A 23,864-nucleotide genomic window follows, 5' to 3' on the forward strand; every position below is an offset into this window, starting at 1 on the left:
GCACCCTGATATAATGACAAGTGATAGTGTAAGAAGTAAGCATATTGACAGCATCTTTAGTTTCATATTTTATTACCTGAAAAAACAAGTTCGTATACTGATATAATACTTTGGAGGAGCAATTCGCTTTTCAGTAATTATTCTGAGGTGTGGGTACCGCTTTAGACGGGCGGGAAAAGCTAGGAGGATTCAGAATGAGTCACACCCCAGAATTAACTTTCACTATCCAGATGTGATATTATATTTAATACTTTTAATAATTTATGGTGTATATATAAATGTGATTCACTTGACTTCGCATCTTTGGTCCATATACTCAATTCCCCACTGGCACAAGGCTTCAAGCACAGGAATGATCGTTCTTCCAAAATCTGTCAGTGAGTACTCGACACGCGGCGGTATCTCAGGATACATCTCTCGTCTGACAAGTCCGTCTTCCTCTAGTTCCCTGAGTTGTTTTGTAAGCATTCTCGGGGATATCCCGGGTAATGCCTGCTGAAGTGAATTATAACGTAATACTTCCTCTTTCAACTGCCAGAGGATGAGTGGTTTCCATTTACCACCTATGACACCAAGTGTAGCTTCTACGGGACAACAGTATTGTTTCTCATTCTTACTAGTCGTTTTTTTCTCAGTTACCATATTTTACCTTACTATACTTTTTGTTAGTTCCTATCAAAAATGAGTGTATGGGATATAAATATAGTGAGTTAACATCTACCTTTTTAATATTTTATGTTGATTTACAATTCATAAACTAAAGGAAATGGTCTAAATGAAAGTAGTAGGTTTTGTAGGAAGTCCAAGAAAGAACGGTAATACCGATGTACTAGTACAGCAGGTCCTTGACGGAGCTGTAGAAGCAGGGGCAGATGTGGAGAAGTTCTACATCAATGAAATGAACATAAAAGGTTGCCAGGGATGCACATACTGCAGGGAGGTCGATGGCTGTAAATTGAAAGATGACATGTCACAAGTATATGATGCCCTTAAAAATGCAGATGGTTTCGTATTTGGATCCCCTATCTATTTCTTCCAGTTCACAAGTCAGATGCGTCAGGTGATCGACCGTTGTTGGGCACTTGTAAATCCTGATTTCACATCACGCATTGAAGCTGGAAAGAAGGCTATTATAGTCAGTGCGCAGGGAAATCCTGAACCTGATGCTTTCAAGGGAGTATTTGAAGAGTTCACCCAGGTCCTTCAGATGTTCGGAATGGATGTAAAAGGCACTTTCGTTGATGTCGGTCATCATGCTCCTGGTGAAGCAAAAGAGAATGCTGAGCTTATGGAACAGGCAAAGACCGCAGGTATTGAATTATTCAAGTGATCATAATGTATACGAGCATGCACATAATGCATGTTCGTACCATTCTGAAACTCTTTTTTGTACGATCTAGACAACAGATGAAACATTCCGGTCGTTGTCATTCGTTATAATGAACTCCGCATAGACCGGATAATGGTCAGATACAGCTATGGTCTGTTCATAGTCCAGTCCGTATTCAGTATCATACCTGAACACGCCTGCATCTCCGGTGAAGTCGGATGTATCTGTCAGGATGATGCGGTCATATGTTCTGTTCGTCGTCTTAGTAGTGGTGTCCAGATCATCACTGATGATCCATTGATATGCATCAAGGTCACTGGTACCGTCCTCATCAAAATATGAACCATCTGCGTTCAGGTCTCCAAGGATCATGAAGTCCTCTTCATCAGGATATAGCTCCTGTGCATAGGAAAGTGCATCATCAAGGTAATTGATCTCTTCTGTTGCTTCGTCAGGGTCGGTGTGTATGACCATCATAACTGCATCGAAGTTCCCCGTAACAGAACTAAAGGCCATGATATATGGTTCCCGGTGGAAAGGGTCTGTATCTTCCGGCTCAGGATATGTCTGTGGTTCCCCGTCTATCTGAACTGTCTGCGTATTGAATATGTAAGCGTATTGCTCTTTTGAGGATGTCCTTCCAAGTCTTTCACTTACTACATAGCTGTATTCATGATCATCTGAGTTGACAAGTTCCACCAGGGATGGGAGGGCTGTTTGCGATGCGTCACGTATCTCTTGTATGGCAACGATGTCATAGGTGCGGATGATCTCAGCCAGTACTTCCATTACCTCGGGTTTTGATGCCTTGGTGACCCCGAATACCTGGATGTTGAAAGCACCTATACGTAAATTATCGATGTCAACGACAGAAGGCTCTGGAACAGGAGCCTGTCCTATTGTGGTATTCTGATAATTCTCAGTTTCATCCTGAACCGAGGCAAGTACAGTTTCATTATTTATACTATCGTTCTTCTCAGTGTTCCCGATAATATCTACGGTTCTGTTGTCAGTGTTATCCTCTTCTGTAGAGGATATACATCCTGCTGTGAAACCTGTTATCAATAAAATTCCAATAAGTAAAATAATTGCTTTTTGCATCGTATGATACTCCTTTTGAATATCATCCCTTTGCATGCAGTTGATTTATACTTATAGTATGTCTATTGCAATTGTTTTTGATATTTATGGTATATTTTTATAAATAATATTAAAAATAGGTAAGTGTAATGTGTAGGACGATCCCTGTGATCAGGGTCAGTCGCTTATCTCTACATAACAGAAAGTGATTGTAAACTCTTTATCCGGTTACTTCGGTATCCTGCATATTCTCTGATGCGGTCAGTGTTGCTCTTGTTACCGGGCAATCCTCTGGCATTATTCCATCAGTGGGGATCACTGGTGTGGGATTCATCATTTCAGGATGTCCACAATAGTAAGCGGTTCCAACTCTTGCTCTTCCCTGTACTCCTGCACATTTCGAAAATAGGGGAATATGTTTTCTATAGTTGCATTTTGAGCAGTTCATTTTTCTCGTCCTTGTTTTTCACAACCATATGATTGGAATGTTCTTATATTAGATCATTATCTTCTCAGAAACCGAGATTGATATTTAATAGAAATATATTTATTTTTGAATTAAATGATTATATGTATTTGATCATATTTATGCCGATCGCTTTAGACTTCTATTTATATATTATTGTGTATATTTTTTAGATTTAGGCTGGCATATTTTATATAGTATGCAGATAAATAAGTAAATGGTAAAAGGGGAGCTAATATTACCACCACCATCTCATTATTGTACCATACCAACCAGTTTTTCATATTTTGAGAACACGGGGCTCCCCGATTACTTTTAACCAATACTTTTTCTGCATGACGGCCAAAAATATAAAATCATATGGAGTTCTTCTTCATGTCGGGGATCGATAATGGAAAAAAATCTTTCTTATGCTTTACTGATCATTACTGTTGGTATACTTATAGGTTTCAGCGGGAATATCTGGTCATGTGGACCTGTTCAGGTAGAAGGTCTACTGGTAGTGGAAGGGGTTTCATCTATGGGTCTTGCAGAGAATAACAGTTCTGTCACCATTTACACGTACGAGTTCACTCTCTATAACAGTGGGCAGGAAGATGTCTATGTAACATCAGTTGAGCCGATACTGGCCGATAGTCCCTATATTCTCACCTCACAGGATTCTGTGCTTCAGGATATCAATGGGTATGTGGAAGCAGGTTCATCTATGAATGTAGGAGGTACTGTTGAGCTCTTTACAGAAGGTATGTCCAAGGAAGAGATCATGGACCTTGAACCCATAGTAAATGTGCGTGTATCTTCAACAGAAACTATGCCTATTTGAGCTATGATGCTGACCTGTGATCCTTAAGGTCTTTATTGTCATTTTATCTTGTTCTCGAACAGTCATCTGGCGAAAAAGTGAATGACCATGGATATATAATTAAATGTCATAAGGCCTATTATACGCGCAGGTGTTAAAATGAAGCTTGAACAGAATGATAAGGATAAGGTAGTATCAATAGTGGCATCACGCTATTTCTCAGAACAGGGTTGGAAATGGGTCGATCTTAACTCCGAGATATCAAAGATACACAAGGCATATGATGACCTGAAAGATCAGTATGCTGCTTATCCTTATATGAGCAGGGACTGGTATGTAAGTAATTCTGCTAACAAGAGCATCCATATGTGTGAAAGCTGGGATGATCTGAGCAGTCTTGTGGAATTCCTCGATGCTTTTGGCGAGCACTTCGATTTCCTTGTGAAGGATACAAAGAAATCACTGTGCATAGCAAGCACTGATGGATATCTGACGCCTGAACAGAAAACTGCTATATCAACTGCACGCCGATCAAGGTACAATGTATTTGTATTCAGGGTCGATGTACCTGATGATATCGAGTTCGAGCTTATGCAGATAGGCGGAGGCATGTAATTACTGCTTCATCCATCGAAACATTCATATCTTGTGTGTACTATTTCGGCCTACTTTTATATAGTATATATCTGTATTATACCCGACGTGGTTACAATTATGTAGCAGGCCGTAATGTAAGCGACATGTTACTTCATTAATGATTACAAAATCGGATCGATCAAAAATCGCATTTAAATAAACTATAATTTGAGAGGAGTTTTAATATGGAATCTTTAATTTATCTTGCCCCTCTTGCTGGTCTTATTAGTCTGGTATTCGCCGGCATCTTTGCGCGCAGTGTCCTCAAAGAGGATGCAGGCTCAGAGAAGATGCAGGAGATAGCAGGTGCCGTCCAGGAAGGTGCGATGGCATACTTGAACCGTCAGTACAAAACAATAGCAGTAGTAGCTGTAATTCTTGCAGTTCTCATCTTTGTTCTCCTTCCAGATGGAGACAAGATCGCTATCGGTTTCCTTGTCGGTGCAATAAGCTCAGCAGCAGCAGGATACGTCGGTATGAACGTATCTGTAAGGGCTAACGTCAGAACTGCAAGTGCAGCATCAAAAGGATTACAGAAGGCAATGTCCGTTGCATTCCGCGGCGGAGCTGTCACAGGTCTTGCTGTGGTAGGTCTTGCACTTCTTGGTACAAGTGGTTTCTACATACTTTATCAGGATGTAGACCTTGTAGTAGGATTTGGTTTCGGTGCAAGTCTTATCAGTCTCTTCGCAAGGGTTGGCGGTGGAATTTTCACCAAGGCAGCCGATGTCGGAGCAGACCTTGTAGGTAAGGTCGAAGCAGGAATTCCTGAAGATGACCCACGTAATGCAGGTGTAATTGCTGATAACGTAGGTGACAATGTAGGTGACTGTGCCGGTATGGGTGCTGACCTCTTTGAAACATATGTAGTAACAGTTCTTGCATCAATGCTTCTTGGATCACTTGTCCTTGATACATACTCAAACGCAATTCTTTACCCACTCATTCTTGGTGCAGTGGCAATTTTCGCTTCCATCATTTCCGTCTTCTTCGTGAAGGTCGGCAGCGATGGAAAGATCATGAAAGCTCTATATAAAGGAGTAGCAGTTTCTGCACTTCTCTGTCTTGTTGCTTTCTACTTCGTTACAACTTCCCTCATGGGTGACCTTACATTCTACTACGCAGCTTTAGTAGGTGTAATAATTATGGTTCTCATGGTGGTATTCACAGAATATTACACTTCAACATCATTCCGTCCGGTAAAGACGATCGCTGCAGCATCTGAAACAGGTGCAGGTACAAACGTTATTTCCGGTCTTGCAATTGGTTTTGAAAGTACCGCACTTCCTGTGATCATCATTATTGTTGGTATCCTGTCCTCATACTTCATTGTAGGTGGAGCAGCAGATCCGGCAATTGGTATCTATGGTATTGCAATTGCAGCAGCTGCAATGCTTTCAACAACTGGTATGATCGTAGCACTTGACTCATACGGTCCTATTACTGACAATGCAGGCGGTATCGCTGAAATGGCAGGTATGCCTTCCAATGTCCGTAAGATCACCGATGCACTTGACGCAGTAGGTAACACCACAAAGGCAGTTACCAAGGGATATGCCATAGGTTCGGCAGCACTTGGTGCTCTGGCTCTGTTCGCAGATTACAGACACAAGGTCGACCTCAGTGGTGCAGATCTCAGTCTTGACCAGCCTCTGGTCCTTGTAGGTCTCTTCATTGGTGGACTGCTTCCATTCGTATTCAGTGCAGTTACAATGAGAGCTGTGGGTAAAGCAGCTTTCGAGATCGTGAACGAAGTTCGTCGCCAGTTCCGTGAAATTCCAGGTATCATGGAAGGAACCGGAAAGCCTGAATACGGCAAGTGTGTCGATATCGTTACAGCAGCAGCTATCCGTGAGATGGCTATCCCTGGTTTCCTTGCTATAGCCACACCACTTGCAGTTGGACTTATACTTGGTCCTGCAGCTCTTGGTGGTCTTCTTATCGGTATCATTGTCTGTGGTCTTTTGCTTGCACTCACAATGGATAACGGTGGTGGAGCATGGGACAATGCAAAGAAGCTCATTGAAGACGGAGAACACGGTGGAAAAGGCTCAGAAGCTCACAAGGCAGCTGTTGTCGGTGACACTGTTGGTGACCCATTCAAGGACACATCCGGACCTGCACTTAACGCTCTGATCAAGGTAGTGAACATGGTAGCGATCCTGTTCGCATCACTGTTCATCGGTGCAGGACTGTTCTAAAACTAAAACAAAGAATAATTTGTGTTTCCGGCAAAAGCCGGAAATTCTTTCTCTTTTTTAAATATTCTATTATGACCGTTCATTCAGGATATGATCTTGAAGGTCAATAGAAAAAGCTCAGTTGCTTTCAGATGATATTATTTCTTCAGATCAACTGATAAAAAAAGAAATGACTGGTCAGGAAACTTCCTGATGACTATTTTCTTCCAATCAAATAGTAAGCTGCTGCTCCCAAGATTCCAAAGATGAAAGCTACAATTATCCAGAGAGCTTTCTTGATCGGATCAAGTCCTTTGTTATTGGTGAAGATATCATATACTACCCAAATGAACGATGCCAGTACGATCAATCCCCATATATTATACAACATTGACATATATTTTCACCTCAAAAATGATAGCCACTGCTATCATATATATTTTTCTGGGATATTTCATGAGCAGTAGTAATAAAATTGACGAGCATGTGGTAAAATTTTAATAGTTGGCATCTATCTGCTTTGCGACCTGATTATTTGGTTACTGCTAAAGCTAAGCTTCCTTTATTGAATTAAGCAACTGAAAAGTGCTATAGAAAAGAGTTACATGTTTTGCACGGGTGGTTGGGTTTAATGTATTTGGGGAGTGGGGTTTAAGTGTGGGAGTGGGTTTAGTGTATGAAAAGAGCCACCCGCGCAATAACAAATTGAAAAAAGCAATCAAGATATTTAAGTTTTATGATTTAACTCTGCGTCTTCCGATGTTGATAATTTATTTTATTTGTTGCCATTTTGCACATTTAGTATGGGATGCAAATAAATATAAGTGTGACATAGGGACTTCATTAGGAGCTATATAATGGTCGAAGACATTGGAACAGTCATTAATAAGGGGTTCAGTACCTGGAAAAGGAACCTTAATATCTGTGTTCCTTACATACTTGAAATGATAACAGCCGCATTTTTACTGATCATTGCAACGGTAGTCTTTATAATTATATTCATTATGCCATTGGTCTCACAGCAAAACCTTGATCCTGAGGCTCTTACTCCTGATGTAATGCTGAACCTGGTCGATTCCTTGTTCTCCGAGAGTCTCTTCTTGCTGATCGTAGCAGGACTTGTATTCCTTCTGCTCTACATGTTGTTCTCTTCTTTCTTTACAGCCGGAGCTATAGGTATGGCAAAGAAGGCATCCGAGGAAGGAAATACGAGCATAAACGATATGTTCCGAGCAGGCAGTGAGAACTTTCTCAACCTTTTCTTAACAAATGTACTCATATCGCTACTCACAATTGTTGGTCTGGTCTTCTTGGTACCCGGTATAGTCTCCATAGGGGATGTAAGTCTTTTCTTAGCAAATCCTGAAAGTGAAGCAGCCGGAGTTACATTACTGATGCTGGGGATACTTGCATGGACACTTTACATGATAGTGCTCAATATTCTTCTTTTCTTCACAAGCTATGCATTGGTCATTGATGAGCTTGACCCGATAAGTGCGGTCGAAAGATCCCTTTCTTTCTTCAGGAATAATATATCATCTGTAATCCTTATCTGGCTCTTTGTGATGGCAATAGGCATACTACTCGCAATAATAGGTGAGATGCTATCCAGTGTGGATGTGATAGCTCAGCTATGGTCCTTTGCACAATCCATTTTGAGCATCGTAGTTATACAGCCACTTGTCACAGTCTGGCTTACACGCTTCTATCTTAACAGGACAGAAAGGAAGCTCTATTCCTTTGAAGAATATATGTTGGACTACTGATCCCTCTTAAGCAGTTTGCAGGCCTGGCATACATTCTCTGTACATGCCTGTCCGCATATGCTGCATTTAGAAAGTCCTTCCTGAGGGAACTCACGTCCGAGTATGCCGGACATCTTATCAAAACCACTCAGAAGAGCGTATTTCGTACCGGGATGTTTTACTTCAAAATCATTGAGCATGACCCTTATCTCCCTTCTCATAGCTTCATGAGCATACGGACATCCGCCAAATCCCAGTGGCAGGTCATGAAGATATGCATAGAGAGCTATCTCTTTTTCAGGAATATGTCTCAGAGGTTTCATCCTCAGTACAAGTCCTTCCAGCTCTTTTGGAGGAGCAAGCCTGACCATACGTGAAACATCACCTTTCAGGTGGTTCAGGAGGATAGTTTGAGCCTCATCATCGAGATTATGTCCGATAGCCAGCTTTGTGGCACCAAGCTCCAGAGCTATCTTGTTCAAAAGTGATTTTCTAAGCACACCACAATAGCTGCATGCTCCCTTCTCTCTCTGCTGGGGTGCGATCTCATCCATGGTGGTGTCATATTCATCTTTGAATGAACGTACAATATGTTTGATCCCAAGTCTCTCGGTCAGTTCCTTTGCAGACTGGATAGTATCAGGTCGATAACCTGCTATGCCTTCATCAATGGAAATGCCCACAAGCTCGATGTCAGGTCTTTTACCAAATATCTGATGCAGTATGTATAAAGTGGTACTACTGTCCTTACCACCGCTCAGTCCCACTGCGATCACTTCATTCTTTTTGACGCTGTAATGCTTTCTGATCGTAAGTTTTATCTTACGTTCAACGTCCTCTATGAAGTGTTTTTTGCACAGGTGCATACCTGAGTATTTCTGAAAAATAATAGCGTTATTGTTACATTTACTGCATTTGATCGTTTTGGTATCCATTCCTGTAAGGACAGGAGATCTTAATATATAAATCTATTATTGCCCAGAATTTCAGAGTGTCTGGCAGACCTTTATTGCACGATATTTATTTTAAAACTAAAAAGCAAGAATTAAGTACTAATGGAATATTTTCATGCAAAACGTAAAGGAAAATAATAATGGATATTCTGACGGATATTCCCATGTGGGCATTTTTGGCATCGGTTTTTGCCGGTTATCTATTGGGTGTTATCTCCGGTCTGGTGCCTGGTATCCACACCAACAACTTTGCTCTTATACTTCTTGCATTCTCCCCTATACTTTCTGATCATGGTTTACCGGTGATCTGTATTGCTGCAATGATATTATCGAACAGCATCTCGCACACTTTCCACGATATCATCCCATCTATCTTCCTTGGAGCACCCGGTGAGGATACAGCACTCGCAGTACTTCCCGGTCACACCCTGCTTCTTGAAGGTCAGGGTGCACAGGCTATTCGGCTTTCAGCTCTTGGAAGTGCCGGTTCTGTGGTCATATCACTTCTCACGGTGATCCCACTGTCATTTCTCTTTGTTAAAGGCTACCAGATCATTCAGGAGAATATGGCATACATTCTCATCTTTGTGGTCTTTGTAATGATCATGACTGAAAAAGGTGAATATCTCCGCGGAGAAGGAAGGATACATGTGTGGAGAAGAAGAGCCTTTGCGCTTATTCTCTTTGGAATGAGCGGTATGCTTGGTGTGCTCGCATTCAGGATGGACTATCTTTCCTATCCGCTGATAGGTTGGGGTGAAGGCTCAATATTACTTCCTCTGTTAAGCGGTCTTTTCGGTGCATCACAGCTGATCATAAGCCTGTTCTCTGACCCTGTAATTCCATTACAATATGATTCAAGACCGGACCTTGAAAGAAGTAAGGTCATTCGGGCTGTGGTCACTGGCAGTGTATTAGGTTCCATTGTGGCATGGTTGCCTGGAGTATCCTCGTCCATAGCAACTGTTTTTGCACGTATTTTTGTAAGGGGGGATGAAAGTTCAGGAGATAGGTCGGAGGATAATGAAGCTTTCCTGAGTTCCTCAAAAGAGTTCATTGTGTCAATTTCCGGTGTCAACACAAGTAATGCTATATTCGGACTGATGGCACTTGCGTTCATTGGTAAGACAAGGAGCGGCGCTATGGTAGCAATCGATGAACTTTTAGGTGGAATATCTCTTGAGGCTTCGATCGTGGTGCTATTCCTGTGTGCAATACTCCTGACATCATTGCTGTCATATTTTTCTACGATACACCTTGGTGATAATATCCATCATTTGCTGGAAAATATCGACTATCCCAAACTTTGTTATGGGATCATCTTCTTCCTCGCAGTCATGGTATTGTTATCAACAGGAGTATTCGGATTACTGATCTTCATCATAGCAATTCCAATTGGGATGCTCGCACCATTCCTTGAAGTTAAGAAGAGTCATTGTATGGGTGTGATCCTGTTACCTGTGATCATGTACTTTATCTAAGCTATTCCAGAACTTCAGTATCATCATGTGAATAGGCAGGAGAACAGCAACATAGTATCCTGAGATCATCAGTACCTGTATTCTTTATGTTATGTGAAACTCCGGGATGTATGCAGACAGAATCACCTGTTTCAACCTCTATGATCTTGTCATTCAGTGTCAACCATCCGGAACCTGAGAGTATATGGTATATCTCCTCAGTGATGTTGTGTCGGTGTAAAAGAGTAGAAGTTCCTGCAGGAACAGTGGCTTCAGCAACGCTCTGTGCAGAATTACCATGTATCTGAGGATGTATCAATTCCCTGATGGAAGAACCATCTTTTGTGATATAGGCTTCAACATCCCTGCAGGAAGTCTTTATGCTCATGAATATCTGTAGCTCTAACTCTACTGAGCTTTATCTTCCTTCTCAAAGCCTGCTATCATCTCAAGCATCCGGTCCTTGATCTGCGCTACTGAATCGACCCATTTACCACCAACGTCAATAGGTGCAAGACCGTTGAAATCAGCCTCCATAAGACCAGGGTCATATGCTACTTCCCCAAGGACAGGTATTCCAAGTTCTTCCAGTTTTGGTTTGATATTTGCAGCAGTTCCTTTGTTGATGATCGCAGCGAGATGTTCTACATCGATACCCTCTGAAAGTTGCTTGATCCTCTGTGCTGTCTCGATCGATCTCATTCCTGGCTCAACTACCACTATCATAAGGTCGATACCACGGGTTGTACCTCTTCCCAGATGCTCGATACCTGCTTCCATGTCAAGTATTACAGCACTGGTATCCTTGAGGACCACATGTCTCAGAAAAGCCTTCAGGAATGCAGAGGCAGGACACATACAGCCACTTCCACCTCTTTCTATAGTTCCCATTACAAGCATTTTGACATTATCAGGTCCTACTACTCCGAACCTGTCCACAATATCGTCCACCTTGGGATTGAATTTGAACATTCCTCCCTTTTCACCAGCCCTTTCTTCTATAAGGTCCTGATAATCTGTAAGTGGCTCAGGGGCTTTCTCTATCCCAAGTGAGGAAGCAAGGTTCATATCAGCATCGGCATCAATGGCAAGCACATCATATCCATCTCTTGCCAGCATCCTTGCAAGGGTACCTGACAATGTTGTCTTACCTACTCCGCCTTTCCCGGTGACTGCAATTTTAACCATGTTCAGAACTGAGTATCTATCAGAATTATATCTTCCGGTTGTATAGATGCTCATTTCCATCCTTTTTCATGGGAATTCAGATATCCTTTACAACCCTGAAGCCAAGTACATTGGAAGTACTGTTCGCATCAAGACTACCGCGGAAATGACTTTTACATATATTGGGTCCGTCCATCCAGCTTCCGCCACGTCCGACCCGGTTGCTCAGGTCTCCTTCTTCCCATGCACTTCCATCGGCAGGTGCACCCTCGTAGTTATTTTCCCACGTGTCCTGTACCCATTCCCAGACATTTCCATGCATATCATAAAGACCCCATGAATTCGGTTCTTTCTGGCCTACCGGATTGGTTGTACTATTTGAGTTGAGGGCACACCATCCATAACTATCGGACCATCCATAGGTATCAAGATCTGTAGCTTCATCTGTAAATGAGAGATCAGTTGATGTTCCTGCTCTGCACGCATATTCCCACTCAGCTTCTGTCGGCAGGCGATATTTGTCTGTGTTCTCGATCTCGTTCAGCCTTTCAATGAATTCCTGTGCATCGTACCATGAGACCTGTTCCACAGGGAGTTCATCACCTTTGAAGTAAGATGGATCATCGTTCATGATGGCTGCCCATTGTGACTGGGTAACCTCGTATTCTGCCATGTAGAACGCATTATCAATGGTCACTTTATGCATCGGATCGTCAAAGGCAACTATAGGAGTGGAGTTTGTTCCCATATAGAACTCGCCAGCAGGGATAAGAGTGAACTCCATACCAATGGAATTGTTGAACTGTTCGGGTATATCTACACTGATGTTGTTGGCAGTGCAGCCGGAAAAAAGAATGATGGTAATTAAGAACAATGTAACAGGTATTATTCTTGCTATATGTTTTTTGAAAGGAATATCCAAATAGAACACCTATTATCCGATTCGGAATATCGTACAAGTAGTTGTTCTACTGGATCTGTATAGTTCTCCCGTGGAGAATATCTGGCTATATATTACTTTATAGGTCACTCGATCATGCTTATAAGTTCAAGCATCTCATCCATTTCGCTTTCTCCGTCGATCGAGAACAGTGTACCGTTCACAATACCGGATTCTATTCTGTGTTCTCCATCAGGTACAAATCCCATTACAAAAGTGTTCGTGTTCTCGCCTTCAAAGGCAGTGACGAACCCCATCATCTTCAGGTCTGTATCTGTGGAATTTCCTGATCCTGTGTATATTTTAACAACTGCTTCTGTTCCATCATTTAATATGATGGTCCTTGTCGTTGTTTCCTGAATGCTATCAATATCATTACCTTCTTTAAGATCAGTGAGCATTTTTTCCCTTATGTCTGATACGAGATCAGTAGGCAGTGTTGCACCAGATGGGAGTGACAGGCGGTATGTGATGATGTGTGCAGTCATGCTGTCTGGCAGATCAATTGAGACAGGTATATTGTTGTCTTCTGTGAACTGTAGTGTCTGTTCATTGATATCGTTCATGAGCCTGTCGTTGTAGTATTCCACAGTAGCGGAGCTTATGGTCAGGGTCTTTGATCCGGTGATCTGTTGTTCAAAGGTTTTTTCCTCAACAGATACCTGCGACCATCCGTATGCAGACAATGCATTCTCATCTATGGTTGCAGGAGTGGCTTCAGGGGTTTCAAGACACCCGGAGCTCATTGTAATTAATGGGATCATGAATAACAATGATATCAGTAATGTAATTCTTTTTAAGTTCAGGACCAATGGTATCACCTGGATATACTATGAATTTATTTATATATTAAACCACTTGATGTTACCAATTGTTGGCTCTCCTTCTTTTTTTAGATATAAAAATCATATACTTTATATTGTTGCTGTTCATAATCCCTATTGATGTATGACATGGATCTGCGTTTCAGGAAAATACGAAAAGTAATGATATATGTGCTTTTCCTGAACCTGGCTGTATCATTCGCAAAAATAGCATATGGATATTATACAAGCGTTCTCAGTATGCAGTCAGACGGTTTCCATTCTCTTTTCGATGGTGTTTCCAACATCATAGGTCTTATCGGGATCCAGATAGCAGCCAAACCACCTGACAAGGAGCATCCTTACGGTCATCGTAAGTTCGAGACGCTGGCATCCGTAATGATCGCGGTGATACTTGCAGTGGTAGCATTCGAGATAGTCCATTCAGCATTCGAACGCTTTGGTAATGGCAATCATCCTGAGGTTACTGCGATAAGTTTTATGGTTATGCTTGGTACCATGGCTGTGAACTATGCTGTAACGACGTATGAACGTAAGGCAGGTAAGGAACTAAACAGTGAGGTCCTGCTTGCAGATTCAGCTCATACGAAGAGCGATATATATGTGTCTCTTTCTGTGATCATCGGTCTTATAGCAATATATCTCGGATACCCAATTATCGATCCGGTTGTTTCTGTTCTCATCGCAATTGTCATATTACATGCAGGTGCAGAGATCATATTACATAGTGTCTCCATCCTTGCTGATGAATCACAGATCGATACTGAAAAGATATCGCAGGTTGTCTGTAATATAGAAGGTGTCATCGATTGCCATAAGATACGTACAAGGGGTCCACCGGGAAATGTCTATGTGGACCTTCATGTAGAAGTTGACCCTGAGATGACCACTTATAAGTCTCATACAATATCTCACATTGTCCAGTATCGTATCAAGGAGAACTTCGAGGGAATAGAAGAGGTCCTTGTGCATATAGAGCCAGCCCACACACGGTCGATATAAATATTATCAGGAACTCTATACGATTATGCCAGGAAATTCATTCGGACATTCTTTCAGGATCACCACCTGGGGCGAATCTCATGGGAAAGCTCTGGGAGTCGTAGTCGACGGTGTACCGGCAGGACTCACACTTTCAGAAGCAGATGTTCAAAAGGACCTTGACCGTCGTCGTCCGGGGCAGAGCGAGGTATCAACACCACGTTCAGAATCTGATTCAGTGGAGATACTCTCCGGTGTACTCGATGGTGTAACAACAGGAATGCCAGTTTCCATGCTCGTATGGAACAAGAATGCAAAGTCCAGTGCTTATGATTACATAAAGGATATCCCAAGACCGGGACATGCTGACCAGTCCTATTCTGAAAGATATGGCATCCGTGACCACAGGGGCGGTGGAAGGTCCTCAGGCAGGGAAACCATCGGCAGGGTTGCCGGAGGTGCAGTTGCCAGAAAGCTCCTCTCAATGGCAGGTATCGAAGTATTTGCCCATGTCATTGAGCTTGGTGGTGTGAAGGCCAGATCCCTTTCCTTTGATGAGATCCGTTCCAATGTGGACAGTAATGTTGTCCGGTGTGCTGATCCTGGTGCAGCTGAAAAGATGCTCGAACAGGTCAATGCTGCCCGTCTTGAAGGTGACAGCATTGGTGGTGTTGTCGAGATAATAGCAACAGGTGTGCCTGCAGGTCTTGGTGAACCTGTTTTCGGTAAACTGGATGCTGATATCGCCGGCGCGATGATGGGTATCGGCGCTGTGAAAGGTGTTGAGATCGGTGCAGGTTTCGAATGTTCCGGAATGAAAGGCAGCCAGATGAACGATCCCTATGTACTTGATGACGGACAGGTTACCCCTGCAACGAATCATGCAGGTGGTATCACAGGTGGCATATCCACAGGAATGCCGGTCATCTGCAGGATAGCGGTGAAACCAACACCTTCTATCTCAAAGACACAGCAAAGTGTCGATACAGCCTCAATGAAAGAGATCGATGTCGAGATACATGGAAGACATGACCCCACGATCCCTCCAAGAATGGTTCCTGTAGCAGAGTCCATGATGGCTCTTGTTCTTGTAGATCATATGATCGGAAGCGGACTTATAGGTCCTGCTTCATTGTTGAAATGAGTGCTTGTTGAGCACTCTTCTTTAAGCTTTTTTGTCTTTATTTTGATGTACTAGCGGTGTTCATTTATTTTCATGATATTTAGCTGTCTATATAGTTCCCAATATACCTATGAAGGAATATAGCGGAATTATATATTTATGTAGATATTCTTTTATACCAAATGCCACTGTTATGGGAAATGGATGAAAAACACTTTGCTGAGCCATAACAAATATCTGCTTCTCATTCCACTTGCTCTTTCCATTATTCTTATAACAGCTTCAAGTGGGTGTTTTGAAGGAAAGGAGGCATTGAAAGTATCCCTTGGAAGGACAGAAGCTATAGGCGATCAGGTGGCAAATGAGATAACGATACACATTGGTGTCTTTGCCATGGCGTCTCCTAAGACGACCATGGAATATTATCAGGGATTCCTTGACCATTTATCAGATGACATAGGACTCGAGGTCGAGCTGGTCCAGAGGGACAATCCGGCTGAGATAAATTACCTGCTGGAAACAGGGTATCTTGATGCAGTATTAGTGAGGGAAGATGACTATCTGGAAGGACATGATGATTTTGGTATGGAGGTCATTGCAGTACCTGTGATCCACGGTGATATCCATTATTCCTCTTATGTAGTAACAAGGTCTGATAATAATATCGGGTCTTTGGAAGATCTCCGCGGTAAGAGATTCGCATTCAATAGCTATCGTTTCAACCGGGGTGATATTGTACCTGAGTATATGCGGTCGGAAATTAACGGGTCACCTGATCAATTCTTCTCAAGCTATATTTACAGTAACAGTCAGGATAATTTCATTGATATGATAATGCAGGGAACACTTGACGGTGCAGAGATCGACTGTATAATGTGGGCCTATTATGTTGAAAGATCTGCCGAACTCTCATCGAACATGAAGATCATCTACACTTCTCCATCACAGGTGTCTCCTGCATTTGCAGTTCATCCGGATATTGATCCCGGGTTGAAAAGTAAGATAAGGGAATCGTTGCTCAATATGCACAATACTGACGAAGGGAGGCTTGTCCTTGAGGACATGCACTTCAACATGTTCGTTGAGATGGATCATGATACTTATTCTTCATATGGTGATGGGTTATGAAGAACGGATCATGTCATTTAGAAACGAAATTGAGGGGACTCGTTTCAGATATTGATAATTTCAGTATCAGAACTAAAATGATACTTACGGTAGTAGGAATTATTCTCATTCTTGGTATCCTGATGGGATCCTATCTCAATCTGGTTCAGACAAGCATGATGAGTGCGGAGCTTGACGAGAAGGGTATCTCCATTACACGTAATCTGGCTGAGAATAGTATTAATCCTATACTTACGGACAATCAGGTCCGGCTTCAGTGGCTTATTGAAACTATCAGAGACAGCGAGTCAGAGGTAGTTTATGTTTTCATTGCAGATGAACAGGGAGATATATTGGTCCATACTTTCCAGGATGGTTTTCCAATTGATCTCTATAGCATAAATCCTGCTATAGGTGGCAGTAGTATTATGCTGCTTGATACGGAAGTTGGATATGTACGGGATATCTCTTATCCTATACTTGAAGGAAAGGCAGGTGAGGTCCATGTTGGAATGTCTCAGGAACACATAAGGTCAAATGTGGACAAGTTCACCATTTCGTTAGGTCTGTTCGTTCTTATGCTCATGTTCATAGGTTCCAATGTAGCTTACTTTGCAGGTTCGGTGGTCTCCCGGCCCATACTGGAACTTAAGGAAGGGGTAGAGATATTCGGTGAAGGTGACCTTGATCATAAGGTCATGATAAATTCAAATAATGAAGTAGGTCAATTGGCAAATTCATTCAATGACATGGCAGATCATATAGGTTACCTGATAAAAGAAAAGGAAAAAGTTGCCAAAGAGGTACTTGAGACACGCAATTATCTCACAAAGATCGTCTCAGGCAGCCTTGATGGAATAGCTGTAATAGATGATGGTGGGGAGGTAGAGTTTGTTAATGATTCGTTCATTCGGATCGCAAGATCAGGAAAAGAGTGGATAATAGGCTCAAGTATCTACTCTTTCTTCCAGGAGAAGGAGGATGAACTAAGGTCTTTCTTGACAAGTGCTGACCGAAATGCTACTTTTATGAAGGAACTGAATTTTACTGATATGGATGGAAGGTTGAAGGTCGTTATCCTGAGTATGGGTAGTGTAGAGTATAGGGGTGAGATAAAATACGTAGCTGTTGCCAAGGATATCACGGAAATAAAGAGGCTTGAGCAGACTAAGGCCAATATTATTGCAAATATATCCCATGAACTTCGTACTCCTTTGAACATAATGAAAGGTTATGTTGAGATATCTATGGAAGAGCAGGATAGTGAGAAAAGGTATAGTTACCTGAATAGGTCATTAAAAGCTCTTGATCGGCAAAATATCATGATACAGGATCTTCTTGAGATCGCACGTGGTGAAGATGGGGTTCATGACATGGACCTTGTCATGACCAGTATAAATGGTATCGTTGAAATGGCATGTAAGGTTTTCAATGGGAAGTTAAGTACTTCTGATATCGAGGTCATGAAAAAGTTCAGTGAGGACAAACATGTAAAAGCAGATCCTGAGAAACTCACATATGCACTCACAAAGCTTATTGACAACGCATTGAAATTCACGGAGAAAGGTGGTCTTATTGAGATCGGTACCTCTCCGGTCGATGGTGGGACCAGAGTATACGTAAAGGATACTGGTATTGGGATATCAGAAAATGATATGGAACATATCTTTGACAGATTCTATCAGGTCGATAGTAGTTCTACAAGAAAGTTCGGTGGGAATGGTCTTGGTCTGACAATAGCATCCAGTATAATCGCTGGACATAATAGCAGATTACTTGTAATATCAGAATATGGAAAAGGAAGTACATTCTATTTTGTAATTCCTGATCACAGTGATCATTGATATTTCTTGATCAATACCCACTGTTCTGGAAGACTATATTCTAACTATATAGTTCTCATAGTCCCTATAATCTATACAGGTAAACTTTATAGCCAAAATTTGATCCATTAGACCTAACTTCCTTTTGGATAGTGAGAATAGATGGATACAAGAAAAGTACAGATAACAGGTAAATCCACTTATGTTCTGACCCTTCCCAAAAAATGGGCAGTTAGTTCAAAACTGGCAGCCGGTTCACATATATCTATATTCTACCAGGATGATGGGTCCTTACTTCTAAAACCACCTGGCACTACTTCTTCAAAGAAGACAAAGAAACTAAAGTTCAAAAAAGAACTGGACCATCTTAAGAGAGATATTGTAGGTCTTTACATCGTTGGTGACTATCAGTCAATAGAGGTCGTTAGTGATAGTATATCTTCAGAGGAACATAGTGTGATCAAGGACCTTTGCCACCGTCTTGTGGGATTCGAGATAGTTGAGAGCAATGATAGGAAGATAGTTATCAAGAACTTTCTGGATACTGAGGATTTCACAATAGAGAAAGGTCTAAAACGCATGTCATCTCTCATCTATTTAATGTTGGATGAGCTTGCATCTGCTTTTGAGGAAGATGATCGGGATATGTGTCAACATATCATTACTCGTGATGATGATCTTGACAGAATGTTCCTTCTCGTGTCAAAACAGCATGTTGACCGACTTAATCTGAAAAAACGATCAAAGAATGACAGACTTTCTCTCGTGGAGTCTTTCTATTATCGACTTGCAGCCAGTGATGTAGAACGAATTGGTGACCACATATCCAAGATATCACTACATTTTTCTTACCTCTCTTTACCCATGGATGCACGTTCTGTGCTTGTTGATCTCTGCAGGGATTGCCAGAAACTCTTTATGGATAGCAGTGAAGCTCTAAGAGGGTCTGACCGTGAACTTGCCAATGATGTACTTGGAAGAGGGGATGTTTTCAATGAGAAGCTTATCAATGCAAGTCAGGTTCCTGTAGGAGATTCCATTGAATTGATAATTGACAGTTTCAGCAGGATAAGGGATTATGCGTCAAATATTGCAGAGTCTGCGATCGATCTATCACAACTATAGGTTGATCCCTCTTTTTCTCTGTAGTGCCGTTGTGATCGATTATTCACTGACCTTCTATTTTGCCGGAAGTATTGAGAACATACTGGCACATGAGTTCAGTCCTACTCTTGTGTTTGCAGTTAAGAACGGTATTGTCCTTCCGTATCTTGCTTTAACTGTTGTTTTCTATTACATTATGGGTTATACTATACTCAGGTTCCTTGAGAACGAGGAGATATACCCGATCGGTGTTTTTATTATCCTGCTCATGAGCATCACTCATGTGCTGGGGGGTATGTCATGGTTCGTTCTGAAGGAAACGTATTCCAATATGATATTCATGTTATCCATGACCTCGATAATAATCGCGATATCCGTGTTCGGATACGAGGTCCTGAAAAGGGAACGATAATATAATGGATGACAAAAGACTGCTTTTACCTACTCTATTTAGTTCCCAATAGTCTACATGTGCGTACATAGTTCCTTTGTGCAAGGGATATATGATTACCTGAGATTCTTACAGTCATGAAGAGAATGGTCAGTTTGCTGGCAGCAGTGGTACTTTCCCTCTATACCTTCTATTCTACGTGCTGGTATACCCCATCGTCATTTTTCAACATGGCGATACCTTTTGTTTTTGTCACGATGGCAGGATATGCATTGCTAGCCTATGTTCTATCTAAGAAAGTGTCAAAAAGATCATAATAGTGTGGAGTGGGTCCTGTGAAAAAAACGAGTAGGCACATACCTAGCTTCTTCTACATAATAGCGCTGATAGTACTGTTCTCTTCATTCTTACCTTTAGCAGTAGCGGATAATTACTGTCCGTGCAATGATCTTGATACCTGTGTGGAATGGGTAGATGAAGGCTCTGTCAGTATCAAATGGGGAGAAGTAAAGACCGTAGATGTAAATGGTGTTCTTTATACATTCAGAGCGGATGACTTCACCGGGGATCTGGATGCAGCCCTTATTTCCATTGAGAATGATGGGGTTGTAAGAAAGGAATTCCTTTTCCTGGATGTCTATGACAGGATGTCCTTTGAATGGGATAATGAGGTCATGGTGCTATTGGAGGATATAACAACTGATAGTTACAAGACCCCTTCTGCCAAAATAGCGATATATTATCGTGGTATCCCTGAGCTTGATATCGAGTTCGATGCGAGTGAGGAAACTATTCAGGGTGTGGATGTTTCATCGGAACAGTATGCTCCGGGTGAGGAAAAGACCATAGAGGTTGAGGTCACCAATACCGGAGATGCGTGGATAGAGGGTGTGGTCCTTGAGATCCCTCTTGGAGAACTTCGGTTGAGGGAAAAAGGGGAGTTCCAGGTAAAGGACAATATAATACAGAAGAACCTGGGTTGTCTTGAGGTCGATGACAGTGTTGAGCTTAACTTCACAGTGGTTGCACCTGAGTGGGATGGTAAGACCTCGCCGTATGATATCAATTATTTCCTTAATGCAACGGCAGTTGGAGATGATATTAAGGGTGATGAACATGAGTTCAATGGTTCTCTGGAATTAACCTGTACTGATCCTGATATGGAGGTCCTTCTGGAACTCACCAAGGATGAGATAAATATGACCTCCTGGTATGTAGAGGAGCTGGAAAGTGGTACGGATAGCTACAGTTCCAACAGTTATGAGATACGTGATGCAACGGAGTTCGTTTTTCTCAGGACACATATCTACAATACTGGTCTTTATACAATAGATGATCTGGATGTACAGTTCTCAGAGATACCTGAAGATATTGTGATATCAGAGGCCTATGATTCAGGGGACCATTCATCTATGGATGCGAATGGTCAGTATTATCTGGGTCAGAAACTCATCGGTATAAGGTCAGGAAAGTACTCCTTTGATAGTGTTATTGTAACGGCAGATATCTTTGGTGAGGAAATGACGTGGAAGTCCGGTACAGAGTCACTAACGATCCACGGTCCCCATATTGTGGTCGACAAGGATATTTCAGGAACAGGCAATGACTATGCTGTTTCGCTCACATTGAACAATGATGGTGACCGTGCAGCATGGATAAACCTGACAGACTCTATTCCTGCAAATGTAACATATGTAAGTGGAAGTGTAGAAAAAGGCCTGGCTGGAAGCAGTTTGCCTTTGAGTGAATGGGATCTCAGTACTTCAAGATCAAATGATTCATATACATTCTCTGTTGAAGGTGTGCTGCTCCCTCCTGGTTCATCGTTATCTATGTCTTATGATGTATCATCAGATACAGCTCTTTATCTTCCTTCTGCGGTTTGTGAGTTCAGGGCTATAGGTGACTATGAGGGAGAAGTGCGTTCCTCATTCTATGTTGAGGGTAATGAGGTCAAACAATATTGGAAACCTCTGAATGGTGGATGGGTAACGGATGAGAATGCTCTTGATGATGTAGTAGTGGTACAGGTAGAACCGGAAAAGGAATTTGAGGACGAAGATGATATTGATGAAGATATTCTGTACTCATCAGATGAAGAAATACTGGATACCTCAGATGTGTCACTGGAGGTGCAACAGGAATCATCCGATACTTCGTTCTTTTCGGCTATTCTGGACCCGTTAACTTCTATGTTCGATAAGGTCCAGCAATTCGTAGGCAATACATTTGATAGTGTTATAAATGGAGTTCTTTCACTGTTTGGTGTTGTGGAAAATTCAGCCATAGATGCTGTTGAGAACTATCTCTATGTTGTCATTATTTTAATTGCAGTAGCAGTTTTTGGTGTGGTATATACTTTGATCTCAAAATAAGTTACATATTTGATCCCTGTCATATGTATGGCAGAAATTCATTTCCCTGTTTTTGTATTTATTTTTTTAATGTGTGATGAATAAAAGAATTCGTAATTTATCAGTGCTTTTTTTAAATTCACTTTCTTTTTAAATGTAGATTGTTGTTCTTTTTCAATTTTAAGGAAAATGCTTGTTGTATATGCGGCAATATATAGAGATATTGGAATTCTATATTGATTATTGCTCTATATATATGACTTGTAGAATGATTATATATTCAGCATCCAATTAGATGCCAGAGCGATTAAAACTCGCTCCCGAATAGGAACATAAAACAAATTGGTGTACGATAAACATGAACTTATTTAAGAAACTTTTCAACGATGAAGCTGGTGTTTCACCTATCGTTGCAACCCTCGTATTAGTAGTAGTTGCAATCGCTGGTGCAGCAGCAGTAGGAACGATTATGGGATCATTCTCATCAGACGTATCAGACAGTGCAAGTGCAGGCGATGCAACATCAGCTGCATCAACCGAACTTCTTATCGCTGGTTCAACAACAGTCCAGCCTGTTTCTGAGCTTCTTGCAGAAGCATACATGGCAGACCACAGCGGTATCAAGGTAACAGTACAGGGCGGTGGCTCCGGTGCAGGTATCACCTCGACCAAGCTCGACATTATTGACATCGGTGCAGCATCAAAGGATGTTGACACAGTCAACGAATACCCATCACTTCAGAAACACCAGATTGGTGGAAGTGCTGTAGTAGTAATAACAAATGGTGTTCTTGAAGGATACAACACAACACAGTCTGAACTCTTCGCTATCTATGACAACTGTACAAGCGGTAAGTCATACTACGCAATCTCCGGTAACAATTTCACATCAGCAACTTCTGGTACACAGATTACAGTATTCCAGAGATCAGAAGCAAGCGGTACAGAGGAAACTTTCGCAAAGTACCTTGGTGGAGACTTTGAGGATGCAAAGGATGTAGATGAATCCGAGGCAATCGGTGCAGTAGGAAATGCTGGTGTACTTGCAGCAGTGGAAGATACAACAGATTCACTTGGTTTTGTAGACTTTGGATTTGCAGTCAGCTCTGAAACTGTCACAATAGTCGGTGTAGATGGATACAACGATGTAGATGAAGATGCAGTTCTTGACTGTCTTGCAGGTGAAGACACCTACCAGGAGGACCTTACAAGACCACTCAACTACCTTACAAATGGAAACCCATCCACTGTTGAGCAGTCATTCATCAACTTCGCAATGTCCCCAGCAGCAACTGAGTACTTCGAAGAAGTTGGATACTTCTCAATAATTGACTTCAGCTAAATTTGGATTGAGATTTGTGCAATAGCACAAATCTAACCTTCTTTTTATTTAAAACG

The 23,864-nt window shown here is 41.8% G+C and carries 23 protein-coding genes; 14 read left to right on the forward strand and 9 right to left on the reverse strand.

Annotated elements, in window-relative coordinates:
* Positions 1-285 precede the first annotated feature (285 nt).
* Entirely contained in the window at positions 286-642 is a 357-nt protein-coding gene (locus tag BM008_RS02700) for a winged helix-turn-helix transcriptional regulator (protein ID WP_091932825.1), read from the reverse strand.
* 133 nt (positions 643-775) lie between these two features.
* On the opposite strand from BM008_RS02700, the gene BM008_RS02705 reads away from it, so the two are divergent.
* Complete coding sequence (locus tag BM008_RS02705) at positions 776-1,330, forward strand: flavodoxin family protein (protein ID WP_091932828.1); 555 nt, start codon at positions 776-778, stop codon at positions 1,328-1,330.
* 66 nt (positions 1,331-1,396) lie between these two features.
* Here the strand turns inward: BM008_RS02705 and BM008_RS02710 are convergent, their stop codons facing one another.
* Both BM008_RS02710 and BM008_RS14690 read right to left on the reverse strand, forming a co-directional pair.
* On the reverse strand, positions 1,397-2,431 hold the full coding sequence (locus BM008_RS02710; RefSeq protein WP_177187934.1) for an endonuclease/exonuclease/phosphatase family protein: 1,035 nt from the start codon (positions 2,429-2,431) through the stop codon (positions 1,397-1,399).
* Positions 2,432-2,630: 199 nt separating this feature from the next.
* Positions 2,631-2,858 carry a hypothetical protein gene (locus BM008_RS14690; RefSeq protein ID WP_143072249.1) on the reverse strand — a complete coding sequence of 76 codons (228 nt, stop codon included), beginning with the start codon at positions 2,856-2,858 and terminating at the stop codon, positions 2,631-2,633.
* 409 nt (positions 2,859-3,267) lie between these two features.
* On the opposite strand from BM008_RS14690, the gene BM008_RS02715 reads away from it, so the two are divergent.
* From BM008_RS02715 to BM008_RS02725, 3 genes are all read left to right on the forward strand, one after another.
* Complete coding sequence (locus BM008_RS02715) at positions 3,268-3,699, forward strand: hypothetical protein (protein WP_091932833.1); 432 nt, start codon at positions 3,268-3,270, stop codon at positions 3,697-3,699.
* A 138-nt stretch (positions 3,700-3,837) separates the two neighbouring features.
* A complete protein-coding gene (locus tag BM008_RS02720; RefSeq protein WP_091932836.1) occupies positions 3,838-4,293 on the forward strand; it encodes a hypothetical protein in 456 nt (151 codons plus the stop codon).
* A gap of 206 nt (positions 4,294-4,499) precedes the next feature.
* Positions 4,500-6,515, forward strand: a complete 2,016-nt coding sequence (locus tag BM008_RS02725; protein WP_091932839.1) for a sodium-translocating pyrophosphatase — start codon at positions 4,500-4,502, stop codon at positions 6,513-6,515.
* A 196-nt stretch (positions 6,516-6,711) separates the two neighbouring features.
* Here BM008_RS02725 and BM008_RS02730 read toward each other — a convergent pair whose 3' ends face one another.
* The gene (locus BM008_RS02730) at positions 6,712-6,891 is read right to left on the reverse strand and encodes a PLDc N-terminal domain-containing protein (protein ID WP_245747829.1); all 180 of its coding nucleotides are present in this window, start codon (positions 6,889-6,891) and stop codon (positions 6,712-6,714) included.
* Positions 6,892-7,351: 460 nt separating this feature from the next.
* Between BM008_RS02730 and BM008_RS02735 the strand changes: the two genes are divergently transcribed.
* The gene (locus tag BM008_RS02735; RefSeq protein WP_091932842.1) at positions 7,352-8,260 is read left to right on the forward strand and encodes a DUF7847 domain-containing protein; all 909 of its coding nucleotides are present in this window, start codon (positions 7,352-7,354) and stop codon (positions 8,258-8,260) included.
* Here the strand turns inward: BM008_RS02735 and BM008_RS02740 are convergent.
* Positions 8,254-9,174 (reverse strand): TIGR00269 family protein, encoded by a 921-nt coding sequence (locus BM008_RS02740; RefSeq protein WP_091932845.1) that lies wholly within the window; start codon positions 9,172-9,174, stop codon positions 8,254-8,256. The genes BM008_RS02735 and BM008_RS02740 overlap by 7 nt on opposite strands.
* A 158-nt stretch (positions 9,175-9,332) precedes the next feature.
* Here BM008_RS02740 and BM008_RS02745 point away from each other — a divergent pair, with 158 nt between their 5' ends.
* On the forward strand, positions 9,333-10,673 hold the full coding sequence (locus BM008_RS02745) for a tripartite tricarboxylate transporter permease (RefSeq protein WP_177187935.1): 1,341 nt from the start codon (positions 9,333-9,335) through the stop codon (positions 10,671-10,673).
* 1 nt (position 10,674) lies between these two features.
* Here the strand turns inward: BM008_RS02745 and BM008_RS02750 are convergent, their stop codons facing one another.
* The 4 genes from BM008_RS02750 to BM008_RS02765 form a co-directional block, all read right to left on the reverse strand.
* Positions 10,675-11,040, reverse strand: a complete 366-nt coding sequence (locus tag BM008_RS02750; RefSeq protein WP_091932848.1) for a cupin domain-containing protein — start codon at positions 11,038-11,040, stop codon at positions 10,675-10,677.
* Positions 11,041-11,060: 20 nt separating this feature from the next.
* Positions 11,061-11,840, reverse strand: a complete 780-nt coding sequence (locus BM008_RS02755) for an ATP-binding protein (RefSeq protein ID WP_091934140.1) — start codon at positions 11,838-11,840, stop codon at positions 11,061-11,063.
* Positions 11,841-11,916: 76 nt separating this feature from the next.
* Positions 11,917-12,693 (reverse strand): formylglycine-generating enzyme family protein, encoded by a 777-nt coding sequence (locus BM008_RS02760; RefSeq protein ID WP_245747831.1) that lies wholly within the window; start codon positions 12,691-12,693, stop codon positions 11,917-11,919.
* A 152-nt stretch (positions 12,694-12,845) separates the two neighbouring features.
* Positions 12,846-13,505, reverse strand: a complete 660-nt coding sequence (locus BM008_RS02765) for a DUF6517 family protein (protein WP_091932854.1) — start codon at positions 13,503-13,505, stop codon at positions 12,846-12,848.
* A 198-nt stretch (positions 13,506-13,703) separates the two neighbouring features.
* On the opposite strand from BM008_RS02765, the gene BM008_RS02770 reads away from it, so the two are divergent.
* From BM008_RS02770 to BM008_RS02805, 8 genes are all read left to right on the forward strand, one after another.
* Entirely contained in the window at positions 13,704-14,585 is an 882-nt protein-coding gene (locus BM008_RS02770) for a cation diffusion facilitator family transporter (RefSeq protein ID WP_342707557.1), read from the forward strand.
* 25 nt (positions 14,586-14,610) lie between these two features.
* Positions 14,611-15,708 carry a chorismate synthase gene (gene aroC, locus BM008_RS02775; RefSeq protein WP_091932857.1) on the forward strand — a complete coding sequence of 366 codons (1,098 nt, stop codon included), beginning with the start codon at positions 14,611-14,613 and terminating at the stop codon, positions 15,706-15,708.
* A 183-nt stretch (positions 15,709-15,891) separates the two neighbouring features.
* Positions 15,892-16,815 (forward strand): PhnD/SsuA/transferrin family substrate-binding protein, encoded by a 924-nt coding sequence (locus tag BM008_RS02780; protein WP_091932860.1) that lies wholly within the window; start codon positions 15,892-15,894, stop codon positions 16,813-16,815.
* The gene (locus BM008_RS02785; protein WP_091932862.1) at positions 16,812-18,638 is read left to right on the forward strand and encodes an ATP-binding protein; all 1,827 of its coding nucleotides are present in this window, start codon (positions 16,812-16,814) and stop codon (positions 18,636-18,638) included. The genes BM008_RS02780 and BM008_RS02785 overlap by 4 nt, the downstream gene beginning before the upstream one ends.
* A gap of 141 nt (positions 18,639-18,779) precedes the next feature.
* A complete protein-coding gene (locus BM008_RS02790; protein ID WP_091932865.1) occupies positions 18,780-19,742 on the forward strand; it encodes a phosphate signaling complex PhoU family protein in 963 nt (320 codons plus the stop codon).
* On the forward strand, positions 19,696-20,133 hold the full coding sequence (locus BM008_RS02795; RefSeq protein ID WP_091932868.1) for a hypothetical protein: 438 nt from the start codon (positions 19,696-19,698) through the stop codon (positions 20,131-20,133). Before BM008_RS02790 ends, BM008_RS02795 begins: the two co-directional genes overlap by 47 nt.
* Before the next feature lie 314 nt (positions 20,134-20,447).
* Positions 20,448-22,487, forward strand: a complete 2,040-nt coding sequence (locus BM008_RS02800; protein WP_143072251.1) for a hypothetical protein — start codon at positions 20,448-20,450, stop codon at positions 22,485-22,487.
* Between the two features lie 337 nt (positions 22,488-22,824).
* Positions 22,825-23,808, forward strand: a complete 984-nt coding sequence (locus tag BM008_RS02805; protein ID WP_091932873.1) for a substrate-binding domain-containing protein — start codon at positions 22,825-22,827, stop codon at positions 23,806-23,808.
* The last annotated feature ends 56 nt before the right edge of the window (positions 23,809-23,864 follow it).

This window comes from Methanolobus profundi, assembly GCF_900114835.1.
In the GTDB taxonomy this organism is placed as follows: Archaea; Halobacteriota; Methanosarcinia; order Methanosarcinales; family Methanosarcinaceae; genus Methanolobus; species Methanolobus profundi.

Excerpts from the sequence above, each read along its gene's own strand:
- BM008_RS02700 (WP_091932825.1), bottom strand. The coding sequence starts at position 642 with ATGGTAACTGAGAAAAAAACGACTAGTAAGAATGAGAAACAATACTGT.
- BM008_RS02705 (WP_091932828.1), top strand. The coding sequence starts at position 776 with ATGAAAGTAGTAGGTTTTGTAGGAAGTCCAAGAAAGAACGGTAATACC.
- BM008_RS02710 (WP_177187934.1), bottom strand. The coding sequence starts at position 2,431 with ATGCAAAAAGCAATTATTTTACTTATTGGAATTTTATTGATAACAGGT.
- BM008_RS14690 (WP_143072249.1), bottom strand. The coding sequence starts at position 2,858 with ATGAACTGCTCAAAATGCAACTATAGAAAACATATTCCCCTATTTTCG.
- BM008_RS02715 (WP_091932833.1), top strand. The coding sequence starts at position 3,268 with ATGGAAAAAAATCTTTCTTATGCTTTACTGATCATTACTGTTGGTATA.
- BM008_RS02720 (WP_091932836.1), top strand. The coding sequence starts at position 3,838 with ATGAAGCTTGAACAGAATGATAAGGATAAGGTAGTATCAATAGTGGCA.
- BM008_RS02725 (WP_091932839.1), top strand. The coding sequence starts at position 4,500 with ATGGAATCTTTAATTTATCTTGCCCCTCTTGCTGGTCTTATTAGTCTG.
- BM008_RS02730 (WP_245747829.1), bottom strand. The coding sequence starts at position 6,891 with ATGTCAATGTTGTATAATATATGGGGATTGATCGTACTGGCATCGTTC.
- BM008_RS02735 (WP_091932842.1), top strand. The coding sequence starts at position 7,352 with ATGGTCGAAGACATTGGAACAGTCATTAATAAGGGGTTCAGTACCTGG.
- BM008_RS02740 (WP_091932845.1), bottom strand. The coding sequence starts at position 9,174 with ATGGATACCAAAACGATCAAATGCAGTAAATGTAACAATAACGCTATT.
- BM008_RS02745 (WP_177187935.1), top strand. The coding sequence starts at position 9,333 with ATGGATATTCTGACGGATATTCCCATGTGGGCATTTTTGGCATCGGTT.
- BM008_RS02750 (WP_091932848.1), bottom strand. The coding sequence starts at position 11,040 with ATGAGCATAAAGACTTCCTGCAGGGATGTTGAAGCCTATATCACAAAA.
- BM008_RS02755 (WP_091934140.1), bottom strand. The coding sequence starts at position 11,840 with ATGGTTAAAATTGCAGTCACCGGGAAAGGCGGAGTAGGTAAGACAACA.
- BM008_RS02765 (WP_091932854.1), bottom strand. The coding sequence starts at position 13,505 with ATGAGCTCCGGGTGTCTTGAAACCCCTGAAGCCACTCCTGCAACCATA.
- BM008_RS02770 (WP_342707557.1), top strand. The coding sequence starts at position 13,704 with ATGTATGACATGGATCTGCGTTTCAGGAAAATACGAAAAGTAATGATA.
- aroC (WP_091932857.1), top strand. The coding sequence starts at position 14,611 with ATGCCAGGAAATTCATTCGGACATTCTTTCAGGATCACCACCTGGGGC.
- BM008_RS02780 (WP_091932860.1), top strand. The coding sequence starts at position 15,892 with ATGAAAAACACTTTGCTGAGCCATAACAAATATCTGCTTCTCATTCCA.
- BM008_RS02785 (WP_091932862.1), top strand. The coding sequence starts at position 16,812 with ATGAAGAACGGATCATGTCATTTAGAAACGAAATTGAGGGGACTCGTT.
- BM008_RS02790 (WP_091932865.1), top strand. The coding sequence starts at position 18,780 with ATGGATACAAGAAAAGTACAGATAACAGGTAAATCCACTTATGTTCTG.
- BM008_RS02795 (WP_091932868.1), top strand. The coding sequence starts at position 19,696 with ATGCGTCAAATATTGCAGAGTCTGCGATCGATCTATCACAACTATAGG.
- BM008_RS02805 (WP_091932873.1), top strand. The coding sequence starts at position 22,825 with ATGAACTTATTTAAGAAACTTTTCAACGATGAAGCTGGTGTTTCACCT.